The following is a 24,832-nucleotide window of genomic DNA, read 5'->3' as shown; positions in this document are numbered from 1 at the left end:
TCACGCCTCCTTTTTCAGTTCCCGTATCTGGTCCCGGCACTGCGCGGCCAGTTCGTATTCTTCCTGTTCAATTGCATCCTTTAACCTGCTCTCCAGCTCCCGTATCTGTTTATTCACGGCAGCACTACGTGTGCCGTCACCCGGCTGTTTTGCTTCAGGGATATCCGGCGCCTCCTGGCCATCCTCCCCCTTTGCCCGGGATACATCGGGATGCTCCTTTTCAAATGTGCTTCTGAACTTGGGATGCTTGCCCTTATGGCTCTCGCTTCCCTGAAGCTGCTTCATCTTGTCATTGATGAACAGGTCAAACACACCATAGCAGTCAGGACAGCCAAACCGGCTGTTCTCCACAAAATCGTCAAAGCTGGTGCCGCAGGTAGGGCACACAACCTTGCCGCGCACATCCGTCTCCTCCTCATCGTCTTCCAGTCCCAGAAGGCCGGACAGGAGTTTCCCCAGAGGAAATTCACCGTCCAGAATGGCGGCGTACTGACCAAAATCCATCTCTCTTGCACAGTGGGAACAGAGGTTGTGTTCTGTCTTAATCCCGTTTATGATCTCTGTGTATTTGATATTGGCTTCCCGGATCTTGCATCTTTCACATAACATACGAATCCTCCATTTGTCATTCAGGACGCAGAAACGTCCTAATTTTCATCTGCCTCATCTTCTTCCGTATCCATACACCCCCGGGTGTATTTATCGTAAATCTCATCTACCACCTGGTGAACCTCATTCCTGGTAATATTCTTGCAGATTCCCCAGGCAAGCACTACATCCAGGTTCCGGCGCAGTTCGCCCATGGACTGGATCTTATCAATATCCAGGCTTACCACGGCGCCCTTACGGCGGTCCAGCTTTACAAAACCCTCCTGCTTAAGAACGGAATAGGCCTTATTAACTGTATGCATGTTGATGCCGATATAATCAGCCATCTGGCGCACGGAGGGAAGTGTGTCGCCCTCCCGTATCATATCCGTGGCAATCCCCATGATAATCTGGTTGCGCAGCTGTATATAGATTGCTTCATCACTGTTGAAATCAATCTTTAACACCATAAATCCACCATCTTTCGTCTTGTACTGACATAAAAGTTATATTTGTTCTACAAGCAATATAACAATTGCTGTTATTAATAATATAGCAAGGGATAGGCGTTTCGTCAAGAGCAAAAACAATGGAAACTCCCCTCTCCTCCTGCGGCCGGGAGTTCCCCCTTCCCATTGGCAATGAACGATGGGCGGCGGACCATGGAATTATCGGTTATAATTTATTTTATATTCTTGGGGAAAGGAAATGACCATAAAATGTCAATGGATTTCATGATATGGGAAGCCCGGAAAGAAGATACCCACAGCGTCCGTCTGGTCTCAGACGCCGCAGGGACCCAGGCACATGGGTTTTATAAACGCTGTGGATACGGCATGGGAAAGGAGCAGCTTAATTTTTAAAAAATACTGCATCCATGTGATGTATGGCCAGCTCAGCCACCTCATCCAGCTGGTCAAAGGCAAATACCTGCCTGGGTTCCCGGGAACCCTGCTGGCTGACCTGGCAGTCCGCAACATAGGCCAGCACGGTTTCGGGACTGCATACCGGACTGCATGAGATTTCCTGCCTGAGAACCTCGATTTTTGGGTAGGCAGAATTTTTCTGCCCTTCCAGCAAAAGGATGTCCGCTTCCGGAAAATAACCAAAGAAATCCCTGGCCTCCAGCCCGGCCTGGTCCTTGACCAGGGCAAACCGGGTGCCGGAATAGACCACGGTCCCAAAGGCACCTGCTTTTTTCATCCTGTGGCTGTCCGTCCCCGGTACATCTGCCTCAAACTCATGTCCGTCATGTTTAATCACAGCAGCGCGCACGCCTGCCCCGGCAAGTATGGACACCAGATGTTCCAGGAGCCATGTCTTTCCCGTATTCTTGCTGCCGCTGACAGCCAGCACGGGCTGCGCCGCCTGATCCAGTCTCCCATATACTTCAGGTGTGTTCACATTCAGGAACCATTGGTCCGGAATATGTTCCCCGGATGTTTCCACCACCACACAGTTCAGATGGCCCAGGAACCTCATCATCCTGTAATCCTGCTGCTCCATATGCTGCTTAAGGACAGGCAGGCAGGACCTGGAATAAAGGCCGCACATGGGCTGGAGCCGCCTGTCCCTGGTCCTCCACAGGACCGCGTCCACCCCAGGTTTCATATACCGGATAAGACGCTGCGCCATCACGGCCCGAAACAGCGGCATATCACAGGACACAAAGAACAGGCAGTCTTCCCCTGCTGTTTCAAAACAGGACCAGATACCTCCCATGGGGCCTATCCATTCACCGTCCTTCCCTTTTACCGTGTCCTCAATCACAGTAAAACCGCGGTGGGGTTCCCCGGCCTTATAGGCTGCCCTGGAAAGGTAACAGGCCCCTCCAAGCATGCCAAGCTGTCCGCTGATCCGTTCCAGGAATGTCATTCCCTTAAATAACAGCCCGCTCTTATCCTCATATCCCATCCTGCTTCCACTGCCGCCTGACAGGATCACGCTTCCCCAACTATTATCCATCTTGCAGCCTCTCCCTTTATCCTACTCTTTCTGTTCCAGCTCGCCTTCATTGGCTTCTTCTTTGCATATATTTTCCTGAATCTGGTGTTCCAGCACCGCTATCTCCATCACTGCCTGAAGATAATTCACGGACAGCCGGATGTATTTCCCCTTTTCCCTTGCAGCATCAGAGGCAATGCCCGCAATCTGCTCCAATACGGAACGGTTCAGCGCGCCTCCCCTCCAGTGGAACACAAAAAAAGGCTGTTTCTTCCTCAGCACGGCTTTCATCCGTCCGGCCACATCCTCCACCCTGGTCATGGATAGCCGGTTCTCTTTGTAATAGAAACGGGTCCCGTCCGTACACTGCGGTATGGGGTAAACCAGGGGCTCATGGTCCCGGAATATCATCCTGTCATCCAGATTATAGTAATCAAACCGCATCTGTCCATATCTTCCAAGGGAATTATCAAAGGTGGCGTCCAGGTGGTACCATGTATTCTTAAGCTTCACCACATTCCAGGCATGGCGGTAACGCACGCCCTTTTCAGGATTGGCCTGGCTGACGGCAATCAAGCACTCAAGACCCAGCCTGTCGCAGAGTATCTTCACGGTCTTCGCGATACCTTCGCAGACCCCGATTCCCTGCTGCAGCGGGCCGATGATTTCATGGGAATACTGCTTCTTCAGTTTGTCATAGGTGACATTGGCACAGATGAAATCATGGACATACCTTTCCTTTTCGTCCGGGGAAAGGTTCTTTGCAGGCTGGACCAGACGGTTCATCCTGGCCTCCAGGGCATTTTTCATTTCCTTAATCTTTTTCTTCTCAAACATATATTGGGGTATGAGCTGGACATAATCCGAATGTTCCTGATAACGGTAACGGAATCCCTCCACATAAAAAACAGACGGGTGGTCCAGACGAAGCCGGAAGAACAGATCCGACAGATCCCTTCCATCCAGCCGCAGCACCGGAAATTCCGGTGATATCATTTCAAATCCAGCCAGCATGGCGCGGTATACGGACTGTTCCGCCTTATTCATGTGCTGGTAATAGTATTCCTGTTTCATATTTTATCCTGATGCTTCCTATATCTGCTATCCTTTAAGGTATGCTTTGAGACTTCCTGCCGGAAATGTCCCGGCACGTTCCAGTATAGCATGAAACTTTTTATGATACAAGACAGCCTTTTCATGCAAGCCGTCCTGTGATAACATATGGATGTGATAACCATATGCATATATAGGAATCAGCCCGTCCATACCCTAAAAAACAGTAAAAGGAAGGTATCTGAGCATGGTAACATATTCTAACGCTGAAAAAAAGATTGTGGAAAGCGGCGCCGATGCCATACATAAGGTGCTGGCAGGAGATGACGCGGATGCCAAGGAACGGCTCCTGCCCTGCCTGGATTATTATCTTGACCCATATTATAAGAACACGCTGCCCTATGAATCAGAAATCATAAAACTGCTGGAGCACGTCATTATATCCGGCAATCCCCTGTCCGTGAAAGAGGATGCCCTCAATCTCCTGACCAGCTACGCATACCCGCCGTTTTACATACTGGAACAGAATCTGGGGCAGATTGAAGACCAGCTGATGCCTGATGTCATGTATGCGCTGAACATGGGCAGGTCCGATGGGCTGCTGCACGCCCTTCTGGATTAATGCTGCTGCATGTTCCGGGAGCTTGGTGAATATGCCCGGAATCAGGACACCTCCCGCTATGGGGAAATGCCCCGGTCAGCCATCATACAATATTGTGAAAATGGGACCACCGAACTATCCGGTTACTTCAAAAATACCCCCACCCACACCTGGAAGCTGGAGAACCCGCCCAGGACCAATGATAAAGAAGGGCGCCTGCCAAACATAAAGCCTATCTGATTTATCAGATGGGCCCCAGATTTGGACGGTGTTTTACATATGATGTGTGCTTTCAGGACGGATACAAGGCAGGGTTAACCAATGAACAGGTTGTATGGGTTTCCTAGGATGTGTTTGAAGATTCCTTTCCGTCAGCTGTGCGGAAACCATATCTGAAACCACTGCAGGCCCCGCTTTTAAACAGCGGGGCCCACCGGTCACATGCATCCTCCCGATACATTCTCCCATTGCTTTCCCTAATCAGGTAATGGAAGCCTCATATATTTCCTTAATGGACTTGGCCAGCATGCGGTCAAATTCCCCTGCTGTCTGATCCGCGTTAAGGCCTTCGGACAAGGCCCTTGAAAAACTCGCAATCAGACCAGGGCTGCGTCTTAACCGCTCATTGGCCTCCTGTCTGGAATAACCGCCGGACAGGGCCACCACCCTTACCACATGGGGGTCCTCCATGATATCGCTGTAGAATCCATGTTTATCCGGAATGGAAAGCTTAAACATGATTTTAATATCCTGAGGAAGGCCTGCCAGTTGTTTCTTCATCTCCTCCTTCATGATACCCTCGCACTCCGCCTTATCCGGGCTGTAGATATCAATCTCCGGCTCCAAAATGGGAACCAGGTCCGCCCCTGCAATCCTAAGGCCAAGTTCAAACTGCTGGTCAATGATTTTCTTTATTCCTTCCGGATTGGCTTTTTTAATCACGGAACGCATCTTGGTTCCGAATATATGGCGTTCCTTTGCCCTGGCAAGCAGATCCTCAAGACCTGGTATGGGCTTCATGAGGCGCACGCCGTCTTCCTCCTCTGCCAGCCCCTTATCCACTTTCAGGATCGGTATGATTCCCTTTACCTCCCACAGATAATCCGCTGTAAGCCTGTCATCAATCTTACGTTCCATGGTATTCTCAAACAGTATGGCTGCCAGTATATGCTCTGATGTAAACGAAGGGCTTTTGATGATCCTGGTCCTCATCTCATGAACCAGGTTGAACATCTCTTCATCCGTGCCGTACCTGCCTTCATCAATACCATAGTTTTTCAAGGCCTTTGGCGTACTCCCGCCGCTCTGGTCCAATGCTGCAATAAACCCCTTGCCTTCACTCATACGTTTTAACTGGTCCTGGTTCATATGGCTACCTCTCTTTCTTAATTGAAAATAAAAACAGAACAGGAAGACGCATCCTGCGCCGGCCTGTTCCGGGTTCTTTCCTGTTATGCTGGCAGCTGGGCGCAGACCCAATACACCAAAAATAATCACACTGACCCATATATACTTACTATTATTATAGTAAAACCCGCGCCTTATTGTCAATAGGAGTTTCCAGAAGCTGCTAATTGCCGACATTGCCAAATCCATAAATCGTGATACAATACTATCATACATGTTTTCTGCCATACCATGAACGCCCCAAAGGAGTATATCAAATGTCTGCGGAACAGAACATCAACCCTTCACATGAAAAAGACAGTTTTGAAACAGGCCTGCTTCCCGGTTATACCCGGGTCATCCATTCCCTGGAGCCGGTCTATGACAGGAACTCCCGGATACTGATTCTTGGAAGTTTCCCGTCCGTCAGATCGAGGGAACAGGATTTTTACTACGGCCATCCCCAGAACCGGTTCTGGAAGCTGATGGAACGCCTTTTGGAGGAACCTTTCCCTCCTGACTATAAATCCAGGAAGGGCATCCTGCTCTTGAGGGGCATCGCGCTCTGGGATGTGATAAGGTCCTGTGATATCAAGGGCTCCAGTGACCAGAGTATCCGCAATGTGGTTCCCATGGATTTAAACAGGATCCTTAAAACCGCATCCATCCGCCAAATCATCACCAATGGCAGCACCGCCCATGGACTGTACATGAAATACTGCCGGGAACAGACCGGGCGCGATGCAGTCAGATGCCCTTCCACCAGCCCGGCCAATGCGGCATTCACACTGGACCGCCTGGCTGAAGCATGGGCACAGGCCCTTTTACCGTTCCTGCGAAAAGGGTAGGTCCGGACATCCATAAAAAGAACAGGTATCGATTCAGATTTCTCTTCCCCGATACCTGTCTTTTTGTTTCTTCTGCTCTCCTTACTTTGTTATCCAGGTATTCCATGTACATATGCTGTTTTTTATCTTCACCTTTCATCATCAAGTCCATTTAAATGATACTTTCTCGTCATATCATCCAAATGTTCACGTTCCTTGATAACCTACTTGGTTTTTGAAGATAAATACATTCATTGTACCTGGTTTCCTTTTTAACATTTCATCAGGCAGGTTTGTTATCCACTGTTTTCACATATAATCTGGAATCATATGGAAAACCATAAACCTGTTTCTGGCGGACCGTACCTCCTTGTTTTTATTTCGTTCCTTTTGTTAGTTTTAGTATACTCAATCCGCTCTGTTTTGTCAATACTTTTTTGTAAATAACTTATTATTATTTGTTTATTGTTCTTATATTGTAAAATAATCTGTTTTTTAAGATAATATATACAATTTCATCAACATACAGGAGGCCCAAAATAGTTTCCTATTATCTGGAAAAAGTTACATCAAAAAGTCCCTGGCACCGCCATGTTTTTCTTGCCAAAGTCCTGTAAAACAAGTATGATGGATATGAAACCATTGTATCTGGACACCACACAGACAAAAGGAGGTGCAATACCCGTGCATTGGAAGAAAATCATTGCCCCGGTCATCATAACAACCCTGCTGGTACTGTGGTTTGCATTTTACCTCTGTATCTGGACCATAGCGCCCATCCCCCTGCTGCTTAAGCTGGTACTGTGCCTTATTTTCATGGGGTTGATTGGTGTTTCCATTTACAACCTGGTATGCAGGATATTAGAGATAAGGAGCGGTGAGGAAGATGATCTTAGTAAATACTGATTATATTACGGGAAAGGAACTGGATATGCTGGGTCTTGTCAAGGGCAGCACGATCCAGTCCAAGAATATCGGGAAGGATATTACCCAGAGTTTCAAGACCATTGTGGGAGGCGAGTTAAAGGCCTACAATGAGATGATGAACGAGGCCCGGGCCCTGGCCACCAAACGCATGGTCATGGAAGCCGAGGAACTGGGCGCTGATGCAATTGTCAATATACGTTATGCATCCTCCGCTGTCATGCAGGGAGCCGCAGAGGTGATTGCGTACGGCACAGCAGTGAGATTCATTGTTTAAACAGAAAGGCAAGGAGGAAACAAACATGCTGGACAAAACAGTTGCGGGGTTATTAAATACACAGATTAACAAAGAATTCTACTCCGCTTACCTGTACCTGGATTTTGCCAATTATTATAAGGACGCTGAGCTGAATGGATTTTCCAACTGGTATAAGGTGCAGGCCCAGGAAGAACGGGACCATGCCATGCTGTTCATGCAGTACCTGCAGAACAACGATGCCCATGTCACATTGGATGCCATTGATAAGCCGGTCAAACTGTTTGAGGATTTCAGAGGCCCTCTGTCAGCAGGGCTGGAACATGAACGATATGTAACCGGGCTTATCCATGTGATTTATGACGCAGCCTATTCGGTTAAGGATTTCCGTACCATGCAGTTTTTAGACTGGTTCGTAAAAGAACAGGGCGAGGAAGAGAAAAATGCCAGCGAACTCCTGAAACGTTTTGACCTGTTCGGCCACGACCCCAAGGGGCTTTATATGCTGGATTCCGAACTGGCAGCAAGGGTCTATGCCGCTCCTTCCCTGGTGCTGTGATGGGAAAGGATAAGTACATATGCCCGTGTTTTAAAGTAACAAAGGCAGATATCAAAAAAGCAATCGCAGACGGCGCCGGTTCCTTTAAGGAAGTGAAGAAAGCCACCCATCTGGCAGCCGGGTGCGGGCATTGCAAATGCAGGGCAAAAAAGTATACGAAGAAACGGCTGGGGAAATGTTCCGGCCACTAAAAAGACGTGGGGACAAATGCATGATTGCATGGGTCCACCCACGTCTTTTGTTTATCCGCTCCTTGGGGCATATTAACAAAATGCTGTCCGGAATTCTGTTTCCGGACGGCTGCAGTCCTCCGGTTCCTTACATGTGCTGGCCATCACCCGGCAATTTCCAGCGCGCACCGGATCATTGCATCCAGTTTTTTTTCCCGCTCTTCATTGCTCAAAGCCCTGTCATGGTGTATGCTGCTTCCTACGGTAAGCATGGCCAGGGCCCGCTTACCGGTGCGGGCGGCTGTGCAGTAAAGGGACAGGGTCTCCATTTCCTGGGCCAGTACGCCCATCTTCTCCCATTCCCCCTTTTCCCCTTTGCGGTCTTCGTAAAACACATCTGAACTGAATACATTGCCCACCCAAAAGGGGATGCGGCTGCTCCTGGCCTGGGCTGCGGCTGCCTCTAACAGGCCAAAGTCGGCGATTGGGGCAAATGTTCCCGGCAGATGATACTGGCCCGCAAAATTAGAATTGGTACAGCATCCCATGGCAAGGATCAGGTTTCCTATTTCCACGTCCCTGTGCACGGCCCCGGCTGTCCCGATGCGGATAATGGTGTCCACATCATATTCCTGGTACAGCTCGTAGGCATAGATGCCCATGGAAGGGATTCCCATCCCGCTGCCCTGGACCGAAATCCGTTTTCCTTCATAATAACCTGTATAACCGTTCATTCCCCTTACCCGGTTATAACACACCACATCTGACAGATATGTGTCTGCAATGTATTTTGCGCGCAGGGGGTCACCCGGCATCAGGACAGTGCCTGCTATCTGCCCTGGTTTTGCTTCATTATGGAATGTCTTCATCTCATTACTCCGATTTCTTCATCATATTCCTGTCATTCTTCCTGCGGATACTGAGTTCATGCTGGTCCGGCCCGAAAAACAGCTTCTGGGAAAGCACCGGCGTGTCATATTCCGTGTAGAGCACCTCCTCCAGCAAAAGAAGCGGGTCCCCTTCCTGGATGCATAATATATTGGCCAGACGTTCCCTGGCCTGTCCCAGGCGGATTTTGGTATCGCTGTACAGCCCGCTTGTTTCCAGCAGTTCCGTATAGTAACGGTAAACGGTATCCGTGTCCTCCAGATCCACATTGCTGTTGTCCAGCACCTCATGGGGCATATACACCATGGCAAACCCGGCCGGCGTATCCCCGGAATAATAGGTGATATCAATGACGGCCACCACGCTGGAAGGCCGCAGCTTAAGTACCTGCTGGTGCTTTTGTGTGGCCGGCTGGAAGCCGATGGTGGTCACCACCCGGTCCACCGGCTCACTGCAGAAATCCACAATGGGATTCCCAATCCGCTCCAGCCCGCTTTTACTCATATCCTGGTTGGAAAGGACGATATTGCCCTTTCCCTGGTGGTTGATGATCAAACCATCTTCCTGCAGGAGCAGCATGGCCTGCCGTAAGGTACCCCTGCTGACCTGGAGCTGCTCTGCCAGGATGTTCTCTCCCGGCAGCTTGTCCCCGGCTTTGTATTTCCCATCCTTGAGCCATTGGCTGATGGTCTCATATGCAGCCACATACAGCGGTATCTTTACATTCTTTTCGTTAATAACAGTATCCTTCACAGGTCCCGTGCTCCTTTCGTGCGCCTTGGCGTCAGTTCTTATACATGTCCGGCACGGCATATATCTTGTTTAACAATGCCGTGTCTCCTGTATATTAGTATAGAACTAATCCACCAGTTTGCCAAGTGCTTCCGGACCTTTTACCCGTTTTCCCACAAACAGCAGCACAACCAGGGTCACTGCATAGGGCAGCATCTGCACGAACTGGGACGGAATGGACAGATCCGTGAGATAGAACCTGGCTGCCTGGGCAATGGCGAATATCATGCCCGCGCCCATGGAGCCAAGGGGCTGCCATCCGCCGAAGATATTGGCGGCCAGGCCCATGAAACCCCTTCCCGCCGTCATGTCCGTCACGAACAGGTTGTTCTGGGATATGGACAGATAGGAACCGGCCAGGCCCGCGATGCTGCCGGCCAGTATCATTGCCGTGTAGCGGTAGCGGTTTACCGGCACCCCGGCTGTCTGGACCGCATAGGGCTGGTCGCCCATGGCCCTGTACCTAAGGCCGAATTTCGTTTTGTAGAATACCACCCAGACCCCTGCCACAATCAGGAACATGGCGTAAAGGTAGGGGGACTGTTCCTTAAACAGGGCGCCAAGGACAGGAATCCCGGACAGTCCCGGTATGGTCAGGTTGGGGATGGATGCCACGGATTCAGACATGCCCTCTGTCTGCCAGACCGCTTTTAACATCACTGCCGTGATACCGCTGGCAAACAGGTTGATGCCAACCCCCACCACGGATTGGTGGGCTTTCCATTTCAGGCAGAACAGGGCGTAAAACCATCCGATGAGGCCGCCCAGGACCAGGGACAGGACCACGCCTGCCAGGGCCCAGCCCGTGGCATAGGAACCCAGCACTCCTGCAAATGCGCCCACCAGCATGATTCCTTCCACGCCCAGCAGTATGATTCCTCCGCGCTCCGCAATGGTGCCGCAGAGGGCCCCCAGCACAATGGGTACGGACAGCTGCAGGGTCAGGCCGATAAAATTATTAAGCATTTCCATATTTCATCCTCTCTTTCTGCTCCATTTAATCAGTTCCGGCGCCGCTACCAACAGAATTACCAGGCTCTGTATGACAATGACCATGTTGGTGCTGACCATGGTTTCCCTGCTCATGCGCAGGGAGCCCATGTCCATGATTCCAAAGAGCAGGGCCGTGAGAAGGACTCCTGCCGGATGGTTCCTGCCCAATATGGCCACGGCAATTCCCGTGAACCCGAAGGAGGGCGAGAAGCCTTCTATAAACCTGTGGTATTTTCCAAATACCTCCGTAATGCCGGCCATGGCCGCGATACCGCCGCTGAGCGTCATGGACATGATAAGGAACAGGTTCACCCGTATGCCCGCTGTCCCGGCAGCAGATGGGTTGGCCCCCACGGCGCGCAGCTGGTATCCCACCGATGTCTTCCACAGGAAAACGTACATGGCCGCGGCAATGAAGATCAGCAGGAACAAGGCATACGTCAGCTGGGTCCTTGGAAGCAGCCTGCCAAACCAGATTCCCTCTGCAATCAGTTCGGTCTGGGCCGTGGAACCTTCTGTCTTAAAAGGACCATTGACCAGATAGGAGGTGAACAGGGTACAGATATAATTGAGCATGATGGCCACGATTACCTCGTTTGTACTGAACCTGGCCTTGAAAATCCCGGGCACGCTTCCCACTGCCATTCCTGCCAGGATTCCTGCCAGGATGCTGACAACCAGCAGTATGGGGGCCGGAAGGGACCCCAGGGTCAGGGCTGTAATGACACTGGCCATGGCTCCTGCGTGAAGCTGTCCCTCGGCGCCTATGTTTAACATGCCGCACCGCGACCCCATGGCCACTGCCAGGCCGGTAAAAGCCAGAGGGATGCTTTTGCTGATTGTGTTGGCAATGGACTGGGGCGTTCCCAGCGCGCCCTGGATCAGGGAGGTATATGCCCGGATGGGCGATTCTCCTGCCAGAAGGATGAACAGGGCTCCTATCACAAGCGCCAGCCCAATGGCTGCCAGGGATTTGCCTATCTCTGCGGTCTTCTTGTTACATATCCACTTCATGAGCATTTACCTCCTGTTTCTTTCCTGCCATGAACAGGCCGATTTCTTCCTTTGTATATTCCCCATTGGCAAACTGGGCGCTGACCTCCCCTTCATAAAACACGGCGATGCGGTCGCTGAGGTTCATGACTTCAGACAGTTCCGCTGATATCAGAAGGATGGCCTTACCCTGTTCCTTTAGCTCAAGCAGGGTCTTATGTACCTTTTCAATGGCTCCGATGTCCAGTCCCCGGACGGGCTGGGCCACCAGCACCAGACCTGGGTCATGGCTGATTTCCCTGCCAAGGATCACCTTCTGCTGGTTGCCTCCTGACAGCTGGCCGATTTCCTGGTCCACACCTGCGGTTTTTATTTCAAATGCCTCCACCTGCTTCCCGGCGTCCTGTTTCAGTTTCATATAGTCAATAAAGCCTTTTTTACAGTACTGAGGTGATTTCTGGTATCCCAGAAGGAAATTTTCCGTGATGGAAAAACCGGATATCATGGCATTTTTGTGGCGGTCCGAGGGTATGTATCCCAGCCCCATAGCCTTCCTGTCCTTTACAGACATGGTATGGATGGGGGTGCCATCCATAAGGATGCTCCCCTCGGCCACCTTGCGGTTACCCACAATGATTTCCTCCAGCTCCTGCTGTCCGTTGCCGTCCACGCCTGCAATGCCAAGTATCTCCCCTGCATGCACGGTCAGGTTTACGGTGTGTCCGGCCCGCTCATGAAGGCGGACATCCTTTATCTTAAGGACCTCGCGGCCGGCCTTTCCCCTTCCCGCCACCACGGACTCCACCTGCCTGCCCACCATCTGTGTGGCCAGTTCCTTTTCATTGGTGTCAGCAGTATCACAGCAGAATACCACTTTGCCTTTGCGGATAACGGTTATCCGGTCAGACAGGGACATGGTCTCGTTAAGCTTGTGGGTGATGAATACAATGGTCTTGCCGTTCTCTTTAAGCTGACGCAGGATTTTAAATAACTCATCCACCTCCTGCGGGGTCAGCACGGCAGTGGGTTCGTCCAGGATGATGATATCCGCTCCCCTATAAAGGGTTTTCAGTATTTCCACCCTCTGCTTCATGCCCACGGACAGGTTCACCACTTTTTCATCCAGATTGATCCTGAAACCGAACCGCTCCACCAGTTCCTCCACCCGCCTGCGGCTCTCCTTCCTGTCCAGCAGGAAACCGCCGGATTCCTTGCCCAGGATGATGTTCTCCAGGACCGTCAGCTGGTTTACCAGCATGAAATGCTGATGTACCATTCCGATTCCCAGCCCATAGGCATCATTGGGATTGGCAATGGATGCCTTTTCCTCATTAATGTAAATCTCTCCCGCATCCGGATGATACAACCCGAAAAGGATATTCATCAAGGTGCTTTTGCCGGTTCCGTTCTCCCCCAGGAGACAGTGGATCTCCTGGTGCTTTACGGTAAAGTCAATGCCGTCGTTGGCCCGTACCGGCCCAAAACATTTTACAATGCCAACCATTTTGATTGCGTCCATACCTGCCTCCTGTCTCTTAGTTCAGTTCAGATGGTACCTCTATCTCCCCTGCGATTACTTTCTGTTTCAGTTCCTCCAGCCGTGCCAGCATGTCGTCCGTAACCTTGATATTGCTCTCCTCCACATTCACATCCACCCCGCCGTCACTTAAGCCTAACATCTGGTTTTCCCCTGTATAGGTTCCCTCCACAACACTGGCAATGGCGTGGTATGCGCAGGAATCCAGCTTTTTAAGCATGCTTGCCATGATGAAATCCGGAGCAATGCTGTTCTGGTTCAGGTTCACGCCAATGGCCACAAAGCCCGTTTCCTCTGCTGCCTGGAACATGCCCATGCCGGATGCCCCTGCTGCGTGGAAAATCACATCTGCGCCTTTCTCCACAAAGGTCTTGGCAATGGTCTTGGCAGTGGTGGGGTCATTAAAGCCTCCGACGTAGTCAATGAGCACATTCATCTCCGGCTCAATGTACCTGGCACCTGCCTGATAGCCTGCCGCAAACCGGTTGATAAGGGGATTGTCCACGCCGCCGATGAAACCGATGGTCCTGCCGTCCCCCATCTTACTGTCGATGGCCTCTTTCTTGGCCAGGGCTGCCAGGGCGCCTGCCAGGAACGCGCCTTCCTGCTCCTTACAGGAATAGGAGGCCACATTGGCCAGATCGGAGTCAGCGTCCAGAAGGGCAAAACGCTGTTCCGGATAAGCGGACGCCACATTGGTCAGTGCATCCACCTGTTCGGCGCCCACACAGATGATTAAATCATAGTCACCGGAGGATGCCATCTCGTCCTGGATGATTTCCTCATCTGACACCGACTTTGGTTCCACCTCATCATAAGTTATCCCAAAATCCAGGGCCGCCTTCTTCACGCCCTCCAGGGCCAGGTCGTTGAAGGAATTCCCCCCAAGCCCTGCTTCCGTGAAAATGATTCCCACATGGACCGCGCTTCCTGCTGTTTCCCCTGCCGCCTCTCCAGCTGCCGGCGATTCCTGTCCTGCCTTCTGTGCGGCGCTGCCCGCGGATGTTGATCCGCATCCCGTTACCACACTGCCTGCCACGCTGGCTGCTGCCATGAATGCTGCTAATTTCTTCATTGTTCCCATTGTTTTCTTCATTGACTTCCCCTCCGTTTTTATACTTGTTTTAACACTTTTTGTATATGTTCATAAACTTGTTTTACAAGTTAATTAGAATGTATCACCAATTATGTATTTTGTAAATCATTATTTTCATCATCCATTCCACTTCGTTAAAACCGCACGAAAACAGGAGGGGGATTTTGTGCAATTTTACAATTCATCCCATCCCTTTTTCAAACCTTGAGAGGGATTCATTGAAAAATTTATAAAGCATCTTGTTTTGCCATATCCATGGAGTTATACTTTATTCATCCGGACATCAGCTGGCTTATCAGGAGGCTATTCCAATTACACATATCTCACTATGATTCAATCATTCTGATAGTAAGTTTCAATTTATTTCCAACTATGATTTCCCAAAAGGCAAAACAAATAATATCCATGTTGATTATCAACGGTATGAAGCTGCCCTTACCAATAAGGGTATTGTCCGGCGTTCCAAAAAAAGTTATAATAGGAGTAGCTTACCTATGGCCTGCCGGTAAAGGAGGCTGTATGGAGCAAACCAACGTATCTGACAGACCACAGGGTATCCAGGACGTCCCCAACCAGATTGAGGACAAAGTACTGAAAACAGCAGCCATGTTCTTTGGACATGAACTGCTCCCCTATCTTGGCATCAAAGGACGCATGGCCGCTGTGGCACCCACGGAACAGATCCATCTGGATGTGCGCAGGATGGAGGAAGATTTTAATTTCATAATGGAGGATGGGGTATTACGGCATCTGGAATTTGAAAGTGACCAGATTACTGAAAAGGATTTAAGACGATTTCGGGAATACGAAGCATTCTTAAGCCTGACGTCCGGCCGCCAGGTCATTACCACTGTTCTTTGCAGCGCCCATGTCAGGAATCCTAAAACAAGATTAAATTGCGGGATTAATGTATACCGGATAGAATTGGTCCGGATTAAGGATGCGGACGCGGACCATGTATTCAATGACCTGGACATGAAACTTAGACAGGGAGGACGCCTTACCAGAAGCGACCTGTTCCCCCTGCTTCTGGCGCCCCTTATGTCCGGTAACATGGATGTATGCGGACGCATCTGCCGGGGAATGGATATCCTTTGCATGGCGCAGGTGGACGCGGACAAAGATGATATCCGACGCATGGAAGCCGTGCTCTACGCATGGGCTGTTAAGTTCCTGAACAAAACAGATTTAGCAAAGTTAAAGGAGAGGATGGGTATGACATTACTTGGACAGATGCTTATGGAAGATGGAATTAGGAAAGGCCTTGAGAAAGGCCTTGAGAAAGGACTTGAGAAAGGCGAAATGATTAAGCTTATATCCCTGGTCATGAAAAAAGCCAGGAAAGGATTATCCCCGGACGAGACAGCCGAAGTCCTTGAAGAGGACATAAGGGTCATCACCCGGATTTATGATGCGGTTGAGGAGTGTCCGAACCAGGATGAATACACGATTTATGAACGGTTAAGCCAACAGCCCTAAAGGGGGGATAAAAAAGCAGGCAGTCCAGGACAGAATACCATCTGCGCCAGGATTGCCTGCTGCTGCATCTATTGAAAAAACAATAAATTACTTATGGCCATGGGGCGTGCTTAAGCCTTCATCCCTGTCCTGATACCGTCCCCCGTATCACGAACCCATATTCAATATCCTTATCGGCCAAAACATGGTAATCCTCCTCCACATCCGACCCCCAGCTGTCGATTCCGCCCACGCCCCGCATGGCTCCCAGCACGGATACCACGGTCCTGCGCGGCACCGGAAGTTCTTCCCTGTGAAGGGCGTTTTCCAGTTCATGGGGGGTATAGGGGATTGCGGAAAAATGGAACGGCTTATCTTCCATGGCTATCTCAAGGCAGCGGCCCGGACCGTCCGGCTCATGAAGCCGCAGCCACTGTGTATCCACATGGCAGCCATATTCCTGAGGCACCAGATAATCCGGCTTTTCAATCCGGCTTTCCCATACCCCCAGTGCACCGCCCTTTTTCCTGTCAGGATAGGTCTCCCCCTGCCGGCCTTCCCACTGTACCTTCCCAGCCACAAACGGTACGGAGAAACGCAGGCCGAACAGAGGCAGCTGAGGCAGTCCATCCTGCCCATGATAATGGCAGCGCACCCGGATTGCGCCGGAGGTCTCTACGGTGTAGCTTACGCTTACCCGGGCCGCAGGCACCGTACCGGCGGCATACTCATAGATAATACGCACCTGGTCAGGACTTTCCTCGGTATGCCATCCCGTGCAGCTGATGAACTGGTCGGCGCCGCACCAGACAGCGCTCCTGGCAGCGAATCCATTGCCCTTGTCATTCTCAGTGGATGCCCTCCAGAAAGCCGGCATTGCAGGTCGGTACACCCACTCCAGGCCATCATAAACAAGGGAAACCATACCATGCTCTGAGTAGGAGAAAATCACATGGAACCCATCTCCCTTTACTCCCAGCGTAACATCCCCGTGAATAACCGTAAGGCGCTTATGCTCCGCCCCCTGGGTACTTCCGGTCCCTTCACCGGTCCCCGGCCTTCCGTCAACGCCTGTCTCCGTACCGGTACCCGGCCTTCCGTCAACTCCTGTCCCCGCACCGGCCCCCGGCCTTCCGCCAATCCCGGCACCGGCCTTCCGGCCCTCCAGGTCAAACCGCTCCCGCTCCTCTTTTGTGCTGTACCAGTAGCGTACTTCCTGCATGGCGGGCTTTTCCCTTCTGTCAGCAAAAACAATCCCGTTGCCGCAAAAGGCGTAATCCGTGGGTCTGTCCCCAAAGTCCCCGCCATATCCCAGGACCTCCGTTCCATCCACATCCTTCCGGTAAACGGCCTGGTCAATATAATCCCAGATAAACCCGCCCTGATACATGGGATACTCATCGGCCAGCTGGATATAGCTCTCCATACCGCCAATGGAATTGCCCATGTCGTGCATGTACTCGCACAGAAGATACGGCTTCTGCGGATTATCCTCCAGGTATGCCCGTACCTCTTTGGGCGGTGCATACATACGGCTCTCCACATCGCTGATTTCATTAAATTGCCTGTTCCAGAACACGCCCTCATAATGAACCACCCTGGACGGGTCCTTTTCATGGAAATACCGGCTCATGGCCAGGATACAGGTTCCGGCATAGGATTCATTGCCGCAGGACCACCACAGGATGCTGGGATGGTTCTTATCCCGCTCCAGCATGGACGCAGCCCGGTCCACCACACAGGCCTCCCACTCCGGCAGGCTTCCCGGAACGTTCCAGGATGGTTCACATCTGCCCATTTTCTGCCAGGATCCATGGCTTTCCAGGTTTGCCTCATCCATGACATAGATTCCGTTTTCATCGCAAAGCCTGTACCAGAGGCTCTGGTTCGGATAATGGCAGGTGCGCACCGCATTGATGTTGTTGCGCTTGAGGATTTCGATGTCACGGCGCATATCCTCGGGCGTGACGGCGCGGCCCCTTCTGGGATTCCACTCATGGCGGTTCACGCCATTGATGATGATGCGTTCACCGTTCATCAGCATGATCTTATCCTTGATTTCAAAACGGCGGAACCCGGTCTTTAGGGGAACCACCTCAATCACCTCCCCATCCTCCTGCTTAAGGCTTATATACAGCTGGTACATATATGGGCTTTTGGATGACCATGACCTGACGTCCGGGATTTCCTCCTCTGTGAGGATCAGGTACCGGCTGTCCTCCAAACGGCCCTGGCCTGCTCCGTTCACGGCTTTCGCAGCATTTCCCCCAATCCGTCCTGCAGTAACCACATCCCCATCCTGGCCGCACAGCCTCCACTCTGCCATGACACCGCTTCCATCCAGGCTGCGGACCCATCTGGTCTTAAGGGCGCTGCCGCCGTCCATGCCTGCGGAAACCCTGATGCCCAGGGCAAAGGTGCCGGTCCTGTAATCCTCCCCGAGCCCGGCCCGTACCCAAACATCCTCCACATGGTACCTGGGTTTGGCATACAGGTACACACTCCGGAAAATGCCGGAGAACCGGAAGAAATCCTGGTCCTCCAGCCAGGCTGCCGAACTGCGTTTATACACCTCCACGCATAGACGGTTCCCTGTCTTTCGTATCAGCGGGGTCAAATCAAAATCCGAAGGCGTGAATGAGTCTTCCCCATAACCCACAAACTTTCCGTTCAGCCATACATAAAACGCCTGTTCCACGCCCTGGAAGGAAATGCACACGCGCTTTCCTCTTAAGCCCTCATCCAGGTCAAATTCCTTCACATAACTTCCCACCGGGTCATAATCCCAGTCAATGCAGGGCGGCCGCATCTCAGCATGGCCTTCCCATGGATACATGGTATTGATATAGTGGATCCGGTCATACCCCTGGAGCTCCATGTGCCCCGGCACCTCTATGGCGCCCCAGCCGCTGTCGTCAAATCCTTCCTCATAAAATCCGGCGGGGCGGTCGCCTGGCCGCCTGCTCCAGGCAAATCCCCATTTGCCGTCCAGGCTCTGGATGAGCGGGTTTTCCCCTGACTCCATCTGGGCCACTGTTTCATAAAATGCATGGTCTGAATGTGCGTCCAGCCGGTTTACCTGGAAAACCCCAGGGTCCTCCAGCCATTTAAGATCTGCTTCCATCTGTTTCATGCCATATCCTCCCGGTTCATATCAGATATCAATTTTCCGTTCTTTATAATAAAACTGTCTGTCATGCTCCCCGATTTCCCTGAGCACCCGGCAGGGATTGCCCACCGCCACTACATTGGCCGGTATGTCCTTTGTGACAACGCTTCCCGCACCAATGACCGAGTCATTGCCAATGGATACTCCGGGCAGGATGACTGCCCCTGCCCCGACCCATACATTTTCCCCTATGTGCACCGGCATGTTAAACTGGATGGCCTGCCTGCGCAGTCCCGGCTCCACCGGGTGTCCGGCCGTGGCGATTGTCACATTGGGTCCGAACATGCAGTGGGAGCCAATGTGGATTTCAGCATCATCCACCAAGGTCAGGTTGAAATTCGCATAGACCAGATTCCCCATGAACACATGCTTTCCTCCCCAGTTACAGTGCAGGGGCGGTTCTATATAACAGTCCTGTCCCACAGAACCCATCATTTTTTCCAGCAGGGCCCTGCGCTTCTCCTTCTCCCCCGGTCTGGTGGCATTGTAATCATAGAGCAGTTCCATATACTGTTCCTGCTCTTTAAGGATATCCGTATCTCCCGGAAAATACAGCCTTCCCTCTTCCATCCGCTTTCTTGTTCCATCCTGACTCATAAGCCAATTCCTCACTGTCCGCTGTGTATTAAAAAATGTCCGTCACATGTACTGCACGCCATTCCTCCATGCAATTTTACTCCTTAACCGCCCCGGCCGCAATCCCCGCAAGTATATATCTTTGGAAAAACAGGTATATGCAGATGGTCGGCAGCATCACAATGATGATTCCGGCTGCCAGCTGCTGCCAGGACCCCCTCTGGGCATTGGCATAGTCCATCAGGAAGGTGGTCAGGGTGCGCAGCTTATTCTTAGGCATATACAGATATGGGATGTACATGTCATTGATGATATTAATGGCCTTGATGATTACCACCGTGGCCGTGGCCGGCGCCAGAAGCGGGAATATGATCCTGGTAAACAGCCCGAAGTATCCGCAGCCGTCTAACAGCGCGCTCTCATCCAGGGACACGGGCAGGGTGGATATGAACTGCCTGTATATGTACAGCTGCATCAGGTCGGACGCCACATAAATCACAATGGGGGCGCCCAGGGTGTTGTAAAGGTGAAGTCCCTGGATTACCTTAAAACGTGCAATCTCAGTGACAAAGCTGGGAATCAGCATCCCCACAAAAAACAGTCACACGATGAATCCCTTAAACCGGAACTTAAACCGTTCAATGATGAACGCTGTGATGGTGCCGAACATTACATTGAAGAAAATACTTACAACCAGTATGATTCCTGTGTTCTTAAATCCAATCAGCAGGTATTTGTTATTCAGTACCTTCTGGAAATTGTCCAGGGTAAACCGGCTCTTTGGCGGAAGGAGAAGGGGGGATATCTTCACCATGTCTGCCTTGGTCTTAAAGGAGGCAAACAACACCAGTACGATGGGCGCCAGCACAATGGCCACCATGGCCAGGCAGATAAGCTGTTTCAGGATCTGGGTTGTGGTACGCTTTGCCATAATCACTTATCTCCTTTCAATACAATTCCATGGATGATCTTGTTCTGGATTACATAAATCACAACTATCATAACCATGATGGCCACTGCCATGGTTGAGGCAAGGCCAAAATTACTGTAGGTAAACGCAGTCTCAATGGTATAAAGGGTAAAGGTGGAGGACGCGTAACCAGGTCCGCCCGAGGTCATGACAAAGGGGATGTCAAATACCTGAAGCGCCCCCCTGATGTTGTCGAATAACACGAAATCAACCATCAGCATGATGGCCGGGATCTGGATGAACTGAAACATCTGCCATGCATTGGCGCCATCCACCCTGGCTGCCTCCTGAACGTCCTGGGGAAGGGACTGAAGGGCGGCCATGAACAGGATCACATGGTAGCCTGAGAACCTCCACAGGGATACAAATGCCAGCACGAAGTTTACGATTTTGGGATCGGACAGCCAGTTCTGGGACAGCATTCCCATGTGCAGGGCTTTTAAAATCGCGTCAAAAGCGCCGTTAACCGGTGAAAAGAAATAGGAAAAGGCATAAGAAATCGCAACGCCGTTGATGATATATGGCATGAACACCATGGTCTTATAAAACTTGGCGGCCCTGAGTTTGGAAGTGAGCAGCACGGCAAAGGCCAGCTCCACAGGTATCATGCACAGATGGACCGCGAAATAAACCGCGTTATTTTTAAGTGACTGCCATAAATCCGCGTTGCCCAGCATGGATTTATAATTATCCAGCCAGATGAAATCACTGGAAGGCGACATGCCGTCCCAATTAGTAAAGCTCATCCGGAATAAATCAAACGCAGGCAGTACCACAAAACAGATCAGCAGCAGGGTGGGGATGATCAGGGACAGTATGATAAAATTCCTCTTTTTTCTTGCAAGGGAACTCATTGTATTCTCCTCCTTTTCATGAACACTTCATGGATTGATTTTCATAAAAAAGGATACAGCAAAATTGATTCAGGGTTAGGAGTCCTGTTCCTTTTGCTGCATCCGTTACTGTCTGTAGCAGGGCATGCCTGTCCTGCCACGCTATATCTGAAAATTCCTGCCCCTACTGAATCCCCAGTTTCTGCCTTGCAGCTGCCCACTTGGTATTGAGTTCACCCAGCCTTGTATCAAGGTCAAATCCACTGGTAAACATCTCTGCCCCCAGCTTCTTATAATCAAAGGCAGTCTCATTCTGGATGGCCTGGAAATCATCGCCGCCGCCATCATACATAACCATTTCCATATCTGGCTGCGCATTGTCCGCCTCTGCCAGGATTGGATCTTTTTCCTTGGGGAAATTGGTCATGGATGAAGCACTTGTCACATAACTTATGTAACCTGGATACCATGCGTCACTATAAAACCATTCCACGAACGCTTTGGCCAGCTCAGGATTCTTGCTGTGGGTGGTAACGCCCATGAAGGAGTCGCCCTGTACGATTACCCGGAAGGGGTCGCTTTCTGAATCCCTTACCGGAAGGTAGAAGGTACCAAGCTGTGAGTAATCATCCGTACCGTTCTGGATGTTCTGAAGTCCCCAGTCCCCCAGTGCAGTGATTGCAGCCTGTTTCTGTGCGAACAGGGAGGTTGCCTGGTCGCTGCCAAGCCCCAGAGGGTCTTTTCCAAACACGCCGGAGGTAAACAGGTCATTTACCTTGTGGTATGCCTTGGAAATATCGGTGCCATCCGCAAATGGCGCGTCTGTCCTGGCCATGTCATTCCAGTTCTGGCCATTGCCGCTTTCCAGGGCCGGCATGAATTCCATGAATGGGTAATCCGGCCATTCTTCCTTAGCGCCCAGGGCAATTGCCATGAAATCGGGGTTGTCCTTGCCGTAATACTCCTGAAGGGTCTTTGAGACTTCCTTTAACTGTTCCCAGGTAGTAGGCACCTTAACACCGGCTTCCTCAAACATGTCCTTCCAGTAGTATACGTATTCATAACCGGCTGTCATGGGAACGCCGAGGATTTTTCCGTCCAGGGCATAACCTGCCGCCAGTTCATTATTCTTCGTTGCCTCCAGGTCAGAAAGGTCCACCAGATAGTCCTTAAAGCGTGACAGGGTAAATGCCTTATTAAACATCACATCCGGCAGCTGGTTGGCGCTTGCGCGCATCTTCATGGCATTCCAGTATTCAGAGTCATCCTTGATTTTCTCCACCTCAATGTTGACATTGGGATAGCTCTCCTGGAACTTGCCGGCCATGTCATTGGCATCAATGTAATCCATCAGGTTATTGTCCCAGATGGCAAACACCAGGTCGCCGCTCAGTTCCTCGTTCACCTCTGCCTTGACCGCTGCCGCGGTGCTTTCCTCTGCCTTGGACCCGGACTGGGCCTCGGTCCCGGTGCTGGGGGCCGCTGTCCCCTCCCCGTCCTCCGGTGCGCAGCCATACAGGGAACCTGCTGCCAGTGCCGCGCACATGGTAAACGCCAGTAATTTCTTTCTCATGATAAATACCTCCCTTTCCTGCTTCTCTTTGATTCTGTCCATATTTTACCAGTACGAAGGGTATATATCCATGAAAAATGGTTGGATTTCTTGATGTTTCGTCAGGTCCTGCCCCGCTTATAATCCCCGGGGCTGGTCCCATACGCTTTTTTAAACATCCGGTTAAAATGCTCCACGTTGTGGTATCCCACCCGGTCGCTGATTTCATACATCCTAAGGTCCGTGGACTCCATCAGCCGCTTTGCTTTTTCAAGGCGCACACTGGTCAGGTATGTGCTGAACGTCATGCCTGTTTCTTTTGTGAATTTGGTGCTGAAATATTTTTCATTAAGCCCCACATAGTCAGCCGCGCTTTTTAGTGTCATCTCCGGACTTGCGTAGTTGTCCGCAATGAAACGCCGGGCCCGCAGAATTACATCCTCCTGCCGGTCCTCGCGGCAGTTCTCAAGATAGTCGGAAACCCAGCGGAAATAATTGTTCATCCACAGCTCCAGCTCTTTTACATGGGTCAGGCGGCCTATTTTCTCAAAATAGTTGACGCGCTCCGGCAAAAGGGTGGAAAAATCATTTTCATACACACGGAACTGGTCAGCCAGCTGACAGAGGATGTGGAGGCACTCTTCTGTTGCTGATTTCATGTCCATGGTATTAAGGGAGGACAAAAGCCTGTCCTTTTCCCGGGCAGCAGCCACCTTGTCGCCGGAAAACAGGGCTGACATAAAGGGCTGGCAGTGCTGCATCTTTTCCTCCATGACTGCCAGGCGCCCTTCAAAATCCCAGGCAGCGCACATGCCGTATTCCCCTGCCAGCGCGCTCCACTTAAGCAGCTTTATATCCTGGTCAAGGGCCTGGCTTATGCCGTCATATCCAACCATGGCGCTGACCGCGGCCTGTGTCTCCAGGTTCATGAAATCCCTCCACACCTTCTGTGTCTGGCGCGCAAGGGATACGATGCCAGATGGATACTGGACCGGGTCCGTAGCCTTATAATACATCAGGAACTGGGATGGATACACCTTGATGATGTCTGCCTTTGCAGCCATCCTCGGGATCTGCCTGGCCAGGTCCAGCATGGGTCTGGCCATCCCCTCCTCCACATTGTCGGCAAACCGCACGGACTGGCGTTTAAAGTCCACCACCTCAAACAGCACGATGCCATACCGGCCGTCTTTGGGAAGGTTAACTGTCACAAGCTCCATATCCATGGGGTTCATGCCCCCAAGCTCCATATCCGGCCGTACCGGCTCCTGGTTTTTAAAATACTGCCGGTCCACCTTATCCAGCAATTCCTCCAGGGCATGCTGGTTTAAGTCACCCTTGAGCATATAATCATAGACCCCCAGGCGGAAGGCCTCCCGCACCAGTTCAAATTCATTGTAACCGGAAAGCACCACCGTTACGGGGAGAAGGCCTATTTCACCCAGATGGCTGATAAGCTCCAGCCCGTCCATATCCGGCATCTTCATATCTGTTATCAGCAGTTCAACCGGGTTTTCCTTTATGTATTCCACGGCCTGCCTGCCGCCCATACAGTCCCTGACAACCATATATCCGTGCTTCTCCCAGTCAATCAGGGAACGCAACGCAACCCTGACAATACTTTCATCATCCACAATCAAGACACGTTTCATCCTGTTCCTCCCCCT

General features: G+C 51.2%; 25 protein-coding genes and 1 pseudogene. 9 read left to right on the top strand and 17 right to left on the bottom strand.

Annotation, left to right across the window (positions count from 1 at the left end):
• Together DWX59_RS08575 and DWX59_RS08570 are read right to left on the bottom strand one after the other, a co-directional pair.
• Window positions 1-609, bottom strand: coding sequence for a UvrB/UvrC motif-containing protein (locus tag DWX59_RS08575; RefSeq protein WP_117558105.1), 609 nt, complete (start codon window positions 607-609; stop codon window positions 1-3).
• A gap of 38 nt (window positions 610-647) precedes the next feature.
• Window positions 648-1,058, bottom strand: a complete 411-nt coding sequence (locus DWX59_RS08570) for a GntR family transcriptional regulator (protein ID WP_117558103.1) — start codon at window positions 1,056-1,058, stop codon at window positions 648-650.
• A gap of 249 nt (window positions 1,059-1,307) precedes the next feature.
• On the opposite strand from DWX59_RS08570, the gene DWX59_RS28665 reads away from it, so the two are divergent.
• Complete coding sequence (locus DWX59_RS28665) at window positions 1,308-1,451, top strand: N-acetyltransferase (RefSeq protein ID WP_173906061.1); 144 nt, start codon at window positions 1,308-1,310, stop codon at window positions 1,449-1,451.
• Here DWX59_RS28665 and mobB read toward each other — a convergent pair.
• Window positions 1,441-2,553: a molybdopterin-guanine dinucleotide biosynthesis protein B gene (mobB, locus tag DWX59_RS08560; RefSeq protein ID WP_117558099.1), complete on the bottom strand. Its 1,113-nt coding sequence runs from the start codon at window positions 2,551-2,553 to the stop codon at window positions 1,441-1,443. The two genes, DWX59_RS28665 and mobB, sit on opposite strands and share 11 nt — an antisense overlap.
• A 21-nt stretch (window positions 2,554-2,574) precedes the next feature.
• Entirely contained in the window at window positions 2,575-3,606 is a 1,032-nt protein-coding gene (locus DWX59_RS08555; RefSeq protein ID WP_117558097.1) for a transglutaminase domain-containing protein, read from the bottom strand.
• A gap of 226 nt (window positions 3,607-3,832) precedes the next feature.
• On the opposite strand from DWX59_RS08555, the gene DWX59_RS08550 reads away from it, so the two are divergent.
• Window positions 3,833-4,207 (top strand): hypothetical protein, encoded by a 375-nt coding sequence (locus DWX59_RS08550; protein ID WP_235844985.1) that lies wholly within the window; start codon window positions 3,833-3,835, stop codon window positions 4,205-4,207.
• Window positions 4,208-4,216: 9 nt separating this feature from the next.
• Complete coding sequence (locus DWX59_RS08545) at window positions 4,217-4,426, top strand: hypothetical protein (protein WP_117558095.1); 210 nt, start codon at window positions 4,217-4,219, stop codon at window positions 4,424-4,426.
• Between the two features lie 240 nt (window positions 4,427-4,666).
• Here DWX59_RS08545 and DWX59_RS08540 read toward each other — a convergent pair whose 3' ends face one another.
• Window positions 4,667-5,554 carry a fructose bisphosphate aldolase gene (locus tag DWX59_RS08540; RefSeq protein ID WP_117558622.1) on the bottom strand — a complete coding sequence of 296 codons (888 nt, stop codon included), beginning with the start codon at window positions 5,552-5,554 and terminating at the stop codon, window positions 4,667-4,669.
• Between the two features lie 296 nt (window positions 5,555-5,850).
• Here DWX59_RS08540 and DWX59_RS08535 point away from each other — a divergent pair, with 296 nt between their 5' ends.
• The 5 genes from DWX59_RS08535 (at window position 5,851) to DWX59_RS08515 (ending at window position 8,329) form a co-directional block, all read left to right on the top strand.
• Window positions 5,851-6,420, top strand: a complete 570-nt coding sequence (locus DWX59_RS08535; RefSeq protein WP_235844984.1) for a DNA-deoxyinosine glycosylase — start codon at window positions 5,851-5,853, stop codon at window positions 6,418-6,420.
• A 612-nt stretch (window positions 6,421-7,032) separates the two neighbouring features.
• A complete protein-coding gene (locus DWX59_RS08530) occupies window positions 7,033-7,305 on the top strand; it encodes a hypothetical protein (RefSeq protein ID WP_180215686.1) in 273 nt (90 codons plus the stop codon).
• Complete coding sequence (locus DWX59_RS08525) at window positions 7,286-7,600, top strand: YbjQ family protein (RefSeq protein ID WP_117558090.1); 315 nt, start codon at window positions 7,286-7,288, stop codon at window positions 7,598-7,600. Before DWX59_RS08530 ends, DWX59_RS08525 begins: the two co-directional genes overlap by 20 nt.
• Window positions 7,601-7,625: 25 nt before the next feature.
• Window positions 7,626-8,138 (top strand): ferritin, encoded by a 513-nt coding sequence (locus tag DWX59_RS08520; protein ID WP_117558088.1) that lies wholly within the window; start codon window positions 7,626-7,628, stop codon window positions 8,136-8,138.
• Complete coding sequence (locus DWX59_RS08515) at window positions 8,138-8,329, top strand: (2Fe-2S)-binding protein (RefSeq protein ID WP_117558086.1); 192 nt, start codon at window positions 8,138-8,140, stop codon at window positions 8,327-8,329. The genes DWX59_RS08520 and DWX59_RS08515 overlap by 1 nt, the downstream gene beginning before the upstream one ends.
• A gap of 143 nt (window positions 8,330-8,472) precedes the next feature.
• Here DWX59_RS08515 and deoD read toward each other — a convergent pair whose 3' ends face one another.
• The 6 genes from deoD to DWX59_RS08485 all read right to left on the bottom strand — a co-directional run bounded on the left by deoD (window position 8,473) and on the right by DWX59_RS08485 (window position 14,607).
• Window positions 8,473-9,177 (bottom strand): purine-nucleoside phosphorylase, encoded by a 705-nt coding sequence (deoD, locus tag DWX59_RS08510; RefSeq protein WP_117558084.1) that lies wholly within the window; start codon window positions 9,175-9,177, stop codon window positions 8,473-8,475.
• A 4-nt stretch (window positions 9,178-9,181) separates the two neighbouring features.
• On the bottom strand, window positions 9,182-9,949 hold the full coding sequence (locus DWX59_RS08505; protein ID WP_117558618.1) for a GntR family transcriptional regulator: 768 nt from the start codon (window positions 9,947-9,949) through the stop codon (window positions 9,182-9,184).
• A gap of 105 nt (window positions 9,950-10,054) precedes the next feature.
• Window positions 10,055-10,960 (bottom strand): ABC transporter permease, encoded by a 906-nt coding sequence (locus tag DWX59_RS08500; protein ID WP_117558081.1) that lies wholly within the window; start codon window positions 10,958-10,960, stop codon window positions 10,055-10,057.
• Between the two features lie 3 nt (window positions 10,961-10,963).
• Window positions 10,964-11,995: an ABC transporter permease gene (locus DWX59_RS08495; protein ID WP_165641126.1), complete on the bottom strand. Its 1,032-nt coding sequence runs from the start codon at window positions 11,993-11,995 to the stop codon at window positions 10,964-10,966.
• Window positions 11,979-13,493, bottom strand: a complete 1,515-nt coding sequence (locus DWX59_RS08490) for an ABC transporter ATP-binding protein (RefSeq protein WP_117558078.1) — start codon at window positions 13,491-13,493, stop codon at window positions 11,979-11,981. Before DWX59_RS08490 ends, DWX59_RS08495 begins: the two co-directional genes overlap by 17 nt.
• Before the next feature lie 16 nt (window positions 13,494-13,509).
• Complete coding sequence (locus DWX59_RS08485) at window positions 13,510-14,607, bottom strand: BMP family lipoprotein (RefSeq protein ID WP_173906059.1); 1,098 nt, start codon at window positions 14,605-14,607, stop codon at window positions 13,510-13,512.
• A gap of 519 nt (window positions 14,608-15,126) precedes the next feature.
• Between DWX59_RS08485 and DWX59_RS08480 the strand changes: the two genes are divergently transcribed.
• Entirely contained in the window at window positions 15,127-16,086 is a 960-nt protein-coding gene (locus tag DWX59_RS08480; RefSeq protein ID WP_117558076.1) for a hypothetical protein, read from the top strand.
• Window positions 16,087-16,204: 118 nt separating this feature from the next.
• Here the strand turns inward: DWX59_RS08480 and DWX59_RS08475 are convergent, their stop codons facing one another.
• The 6 genes and pseudogenes from DWX59_RS08475 to DWX59_RS08450 form a co-directional block, all read right to left on the bottom strand.
• Window positions 16,205-19,189, bottom strand: a complete 2,985-nt coding sequence (locus tag DWX59_RS08475; protein WP_117558614.1) for a glycoside hydrolase family 2 TIM barrel-domain containing protein — start codon at window positions 19,187-19,189, stop codon at window positions 16,205-16,207.
• 30 nt (window positions 19,190-19,219) lie between these two features.
• On the bottom strand, window positions 19,220-19,831 hold the full coding sequence (locus DWX59_RS08470) for a sugar O-acetyltransferase (RefSeq protein ID WP_117558074.1): 612 nt from the start codon (window positions 19,829-19,831) through the stop codon (window positions 19,220-19,222).
• 76 nt (window positions 19,832-19,907) lie between these two features.
• A pseudogene (locus tag DWX59_RS08465) lies at window positions 19,908-20,741 on the bottom strand (carbohydrate ABC transporter permease).
• A gap of 2 nt (window positions 20,742-20,743) precedes the next feature.
• Entirely contained in the window at window positions 20,744-21,634 is an 891-nt protein-coding gene (locus DWX59_RS08460) for a carbohydrate ABC transporter permease (protein WP_117558072.1), read from the bottom strand.
• A gap of 163 nt (window positions 21,635-21,797) precedes the next feature.
• Window positions 21,798-23,186 (bottom strand): ABC transporter substrate-binding protein, encoded by a 1,389-nt coding sequence (locus DWX59_RS08455; protein WP_117558612.1) that lies wholly within the window; start codon window positions 23,184-23,186, stop codon window positions 21,798-21,800.
• Between the two features lie 101 nt (window positions 23,187-23,287).
• Entirely contained in the window at window positions 23,288-24,817 is a 1,530-nt protein-coding gene (locus DWX59_RS08450; protein ID WP_117558070.1) for a response regulator transcription factor, read from the bottom strand.
• Window positions 24,818-24,832: the final 15 nt, after the last annotated feature.

The organism is Enterocloster aldenensis (genome assembly GCF_003434055.1).
Lineage (GTDB): Bacteria > Bacillota > Clostridia > Lachnospirales > Lachnospiraceae > Enterocloster > Enterocloster aldenensis.
The sequence above is the reverse complement of the archived record's forward strand: the minus strand, read 5'-3'. Positions and strand labels throughout refer to the sequence as shown.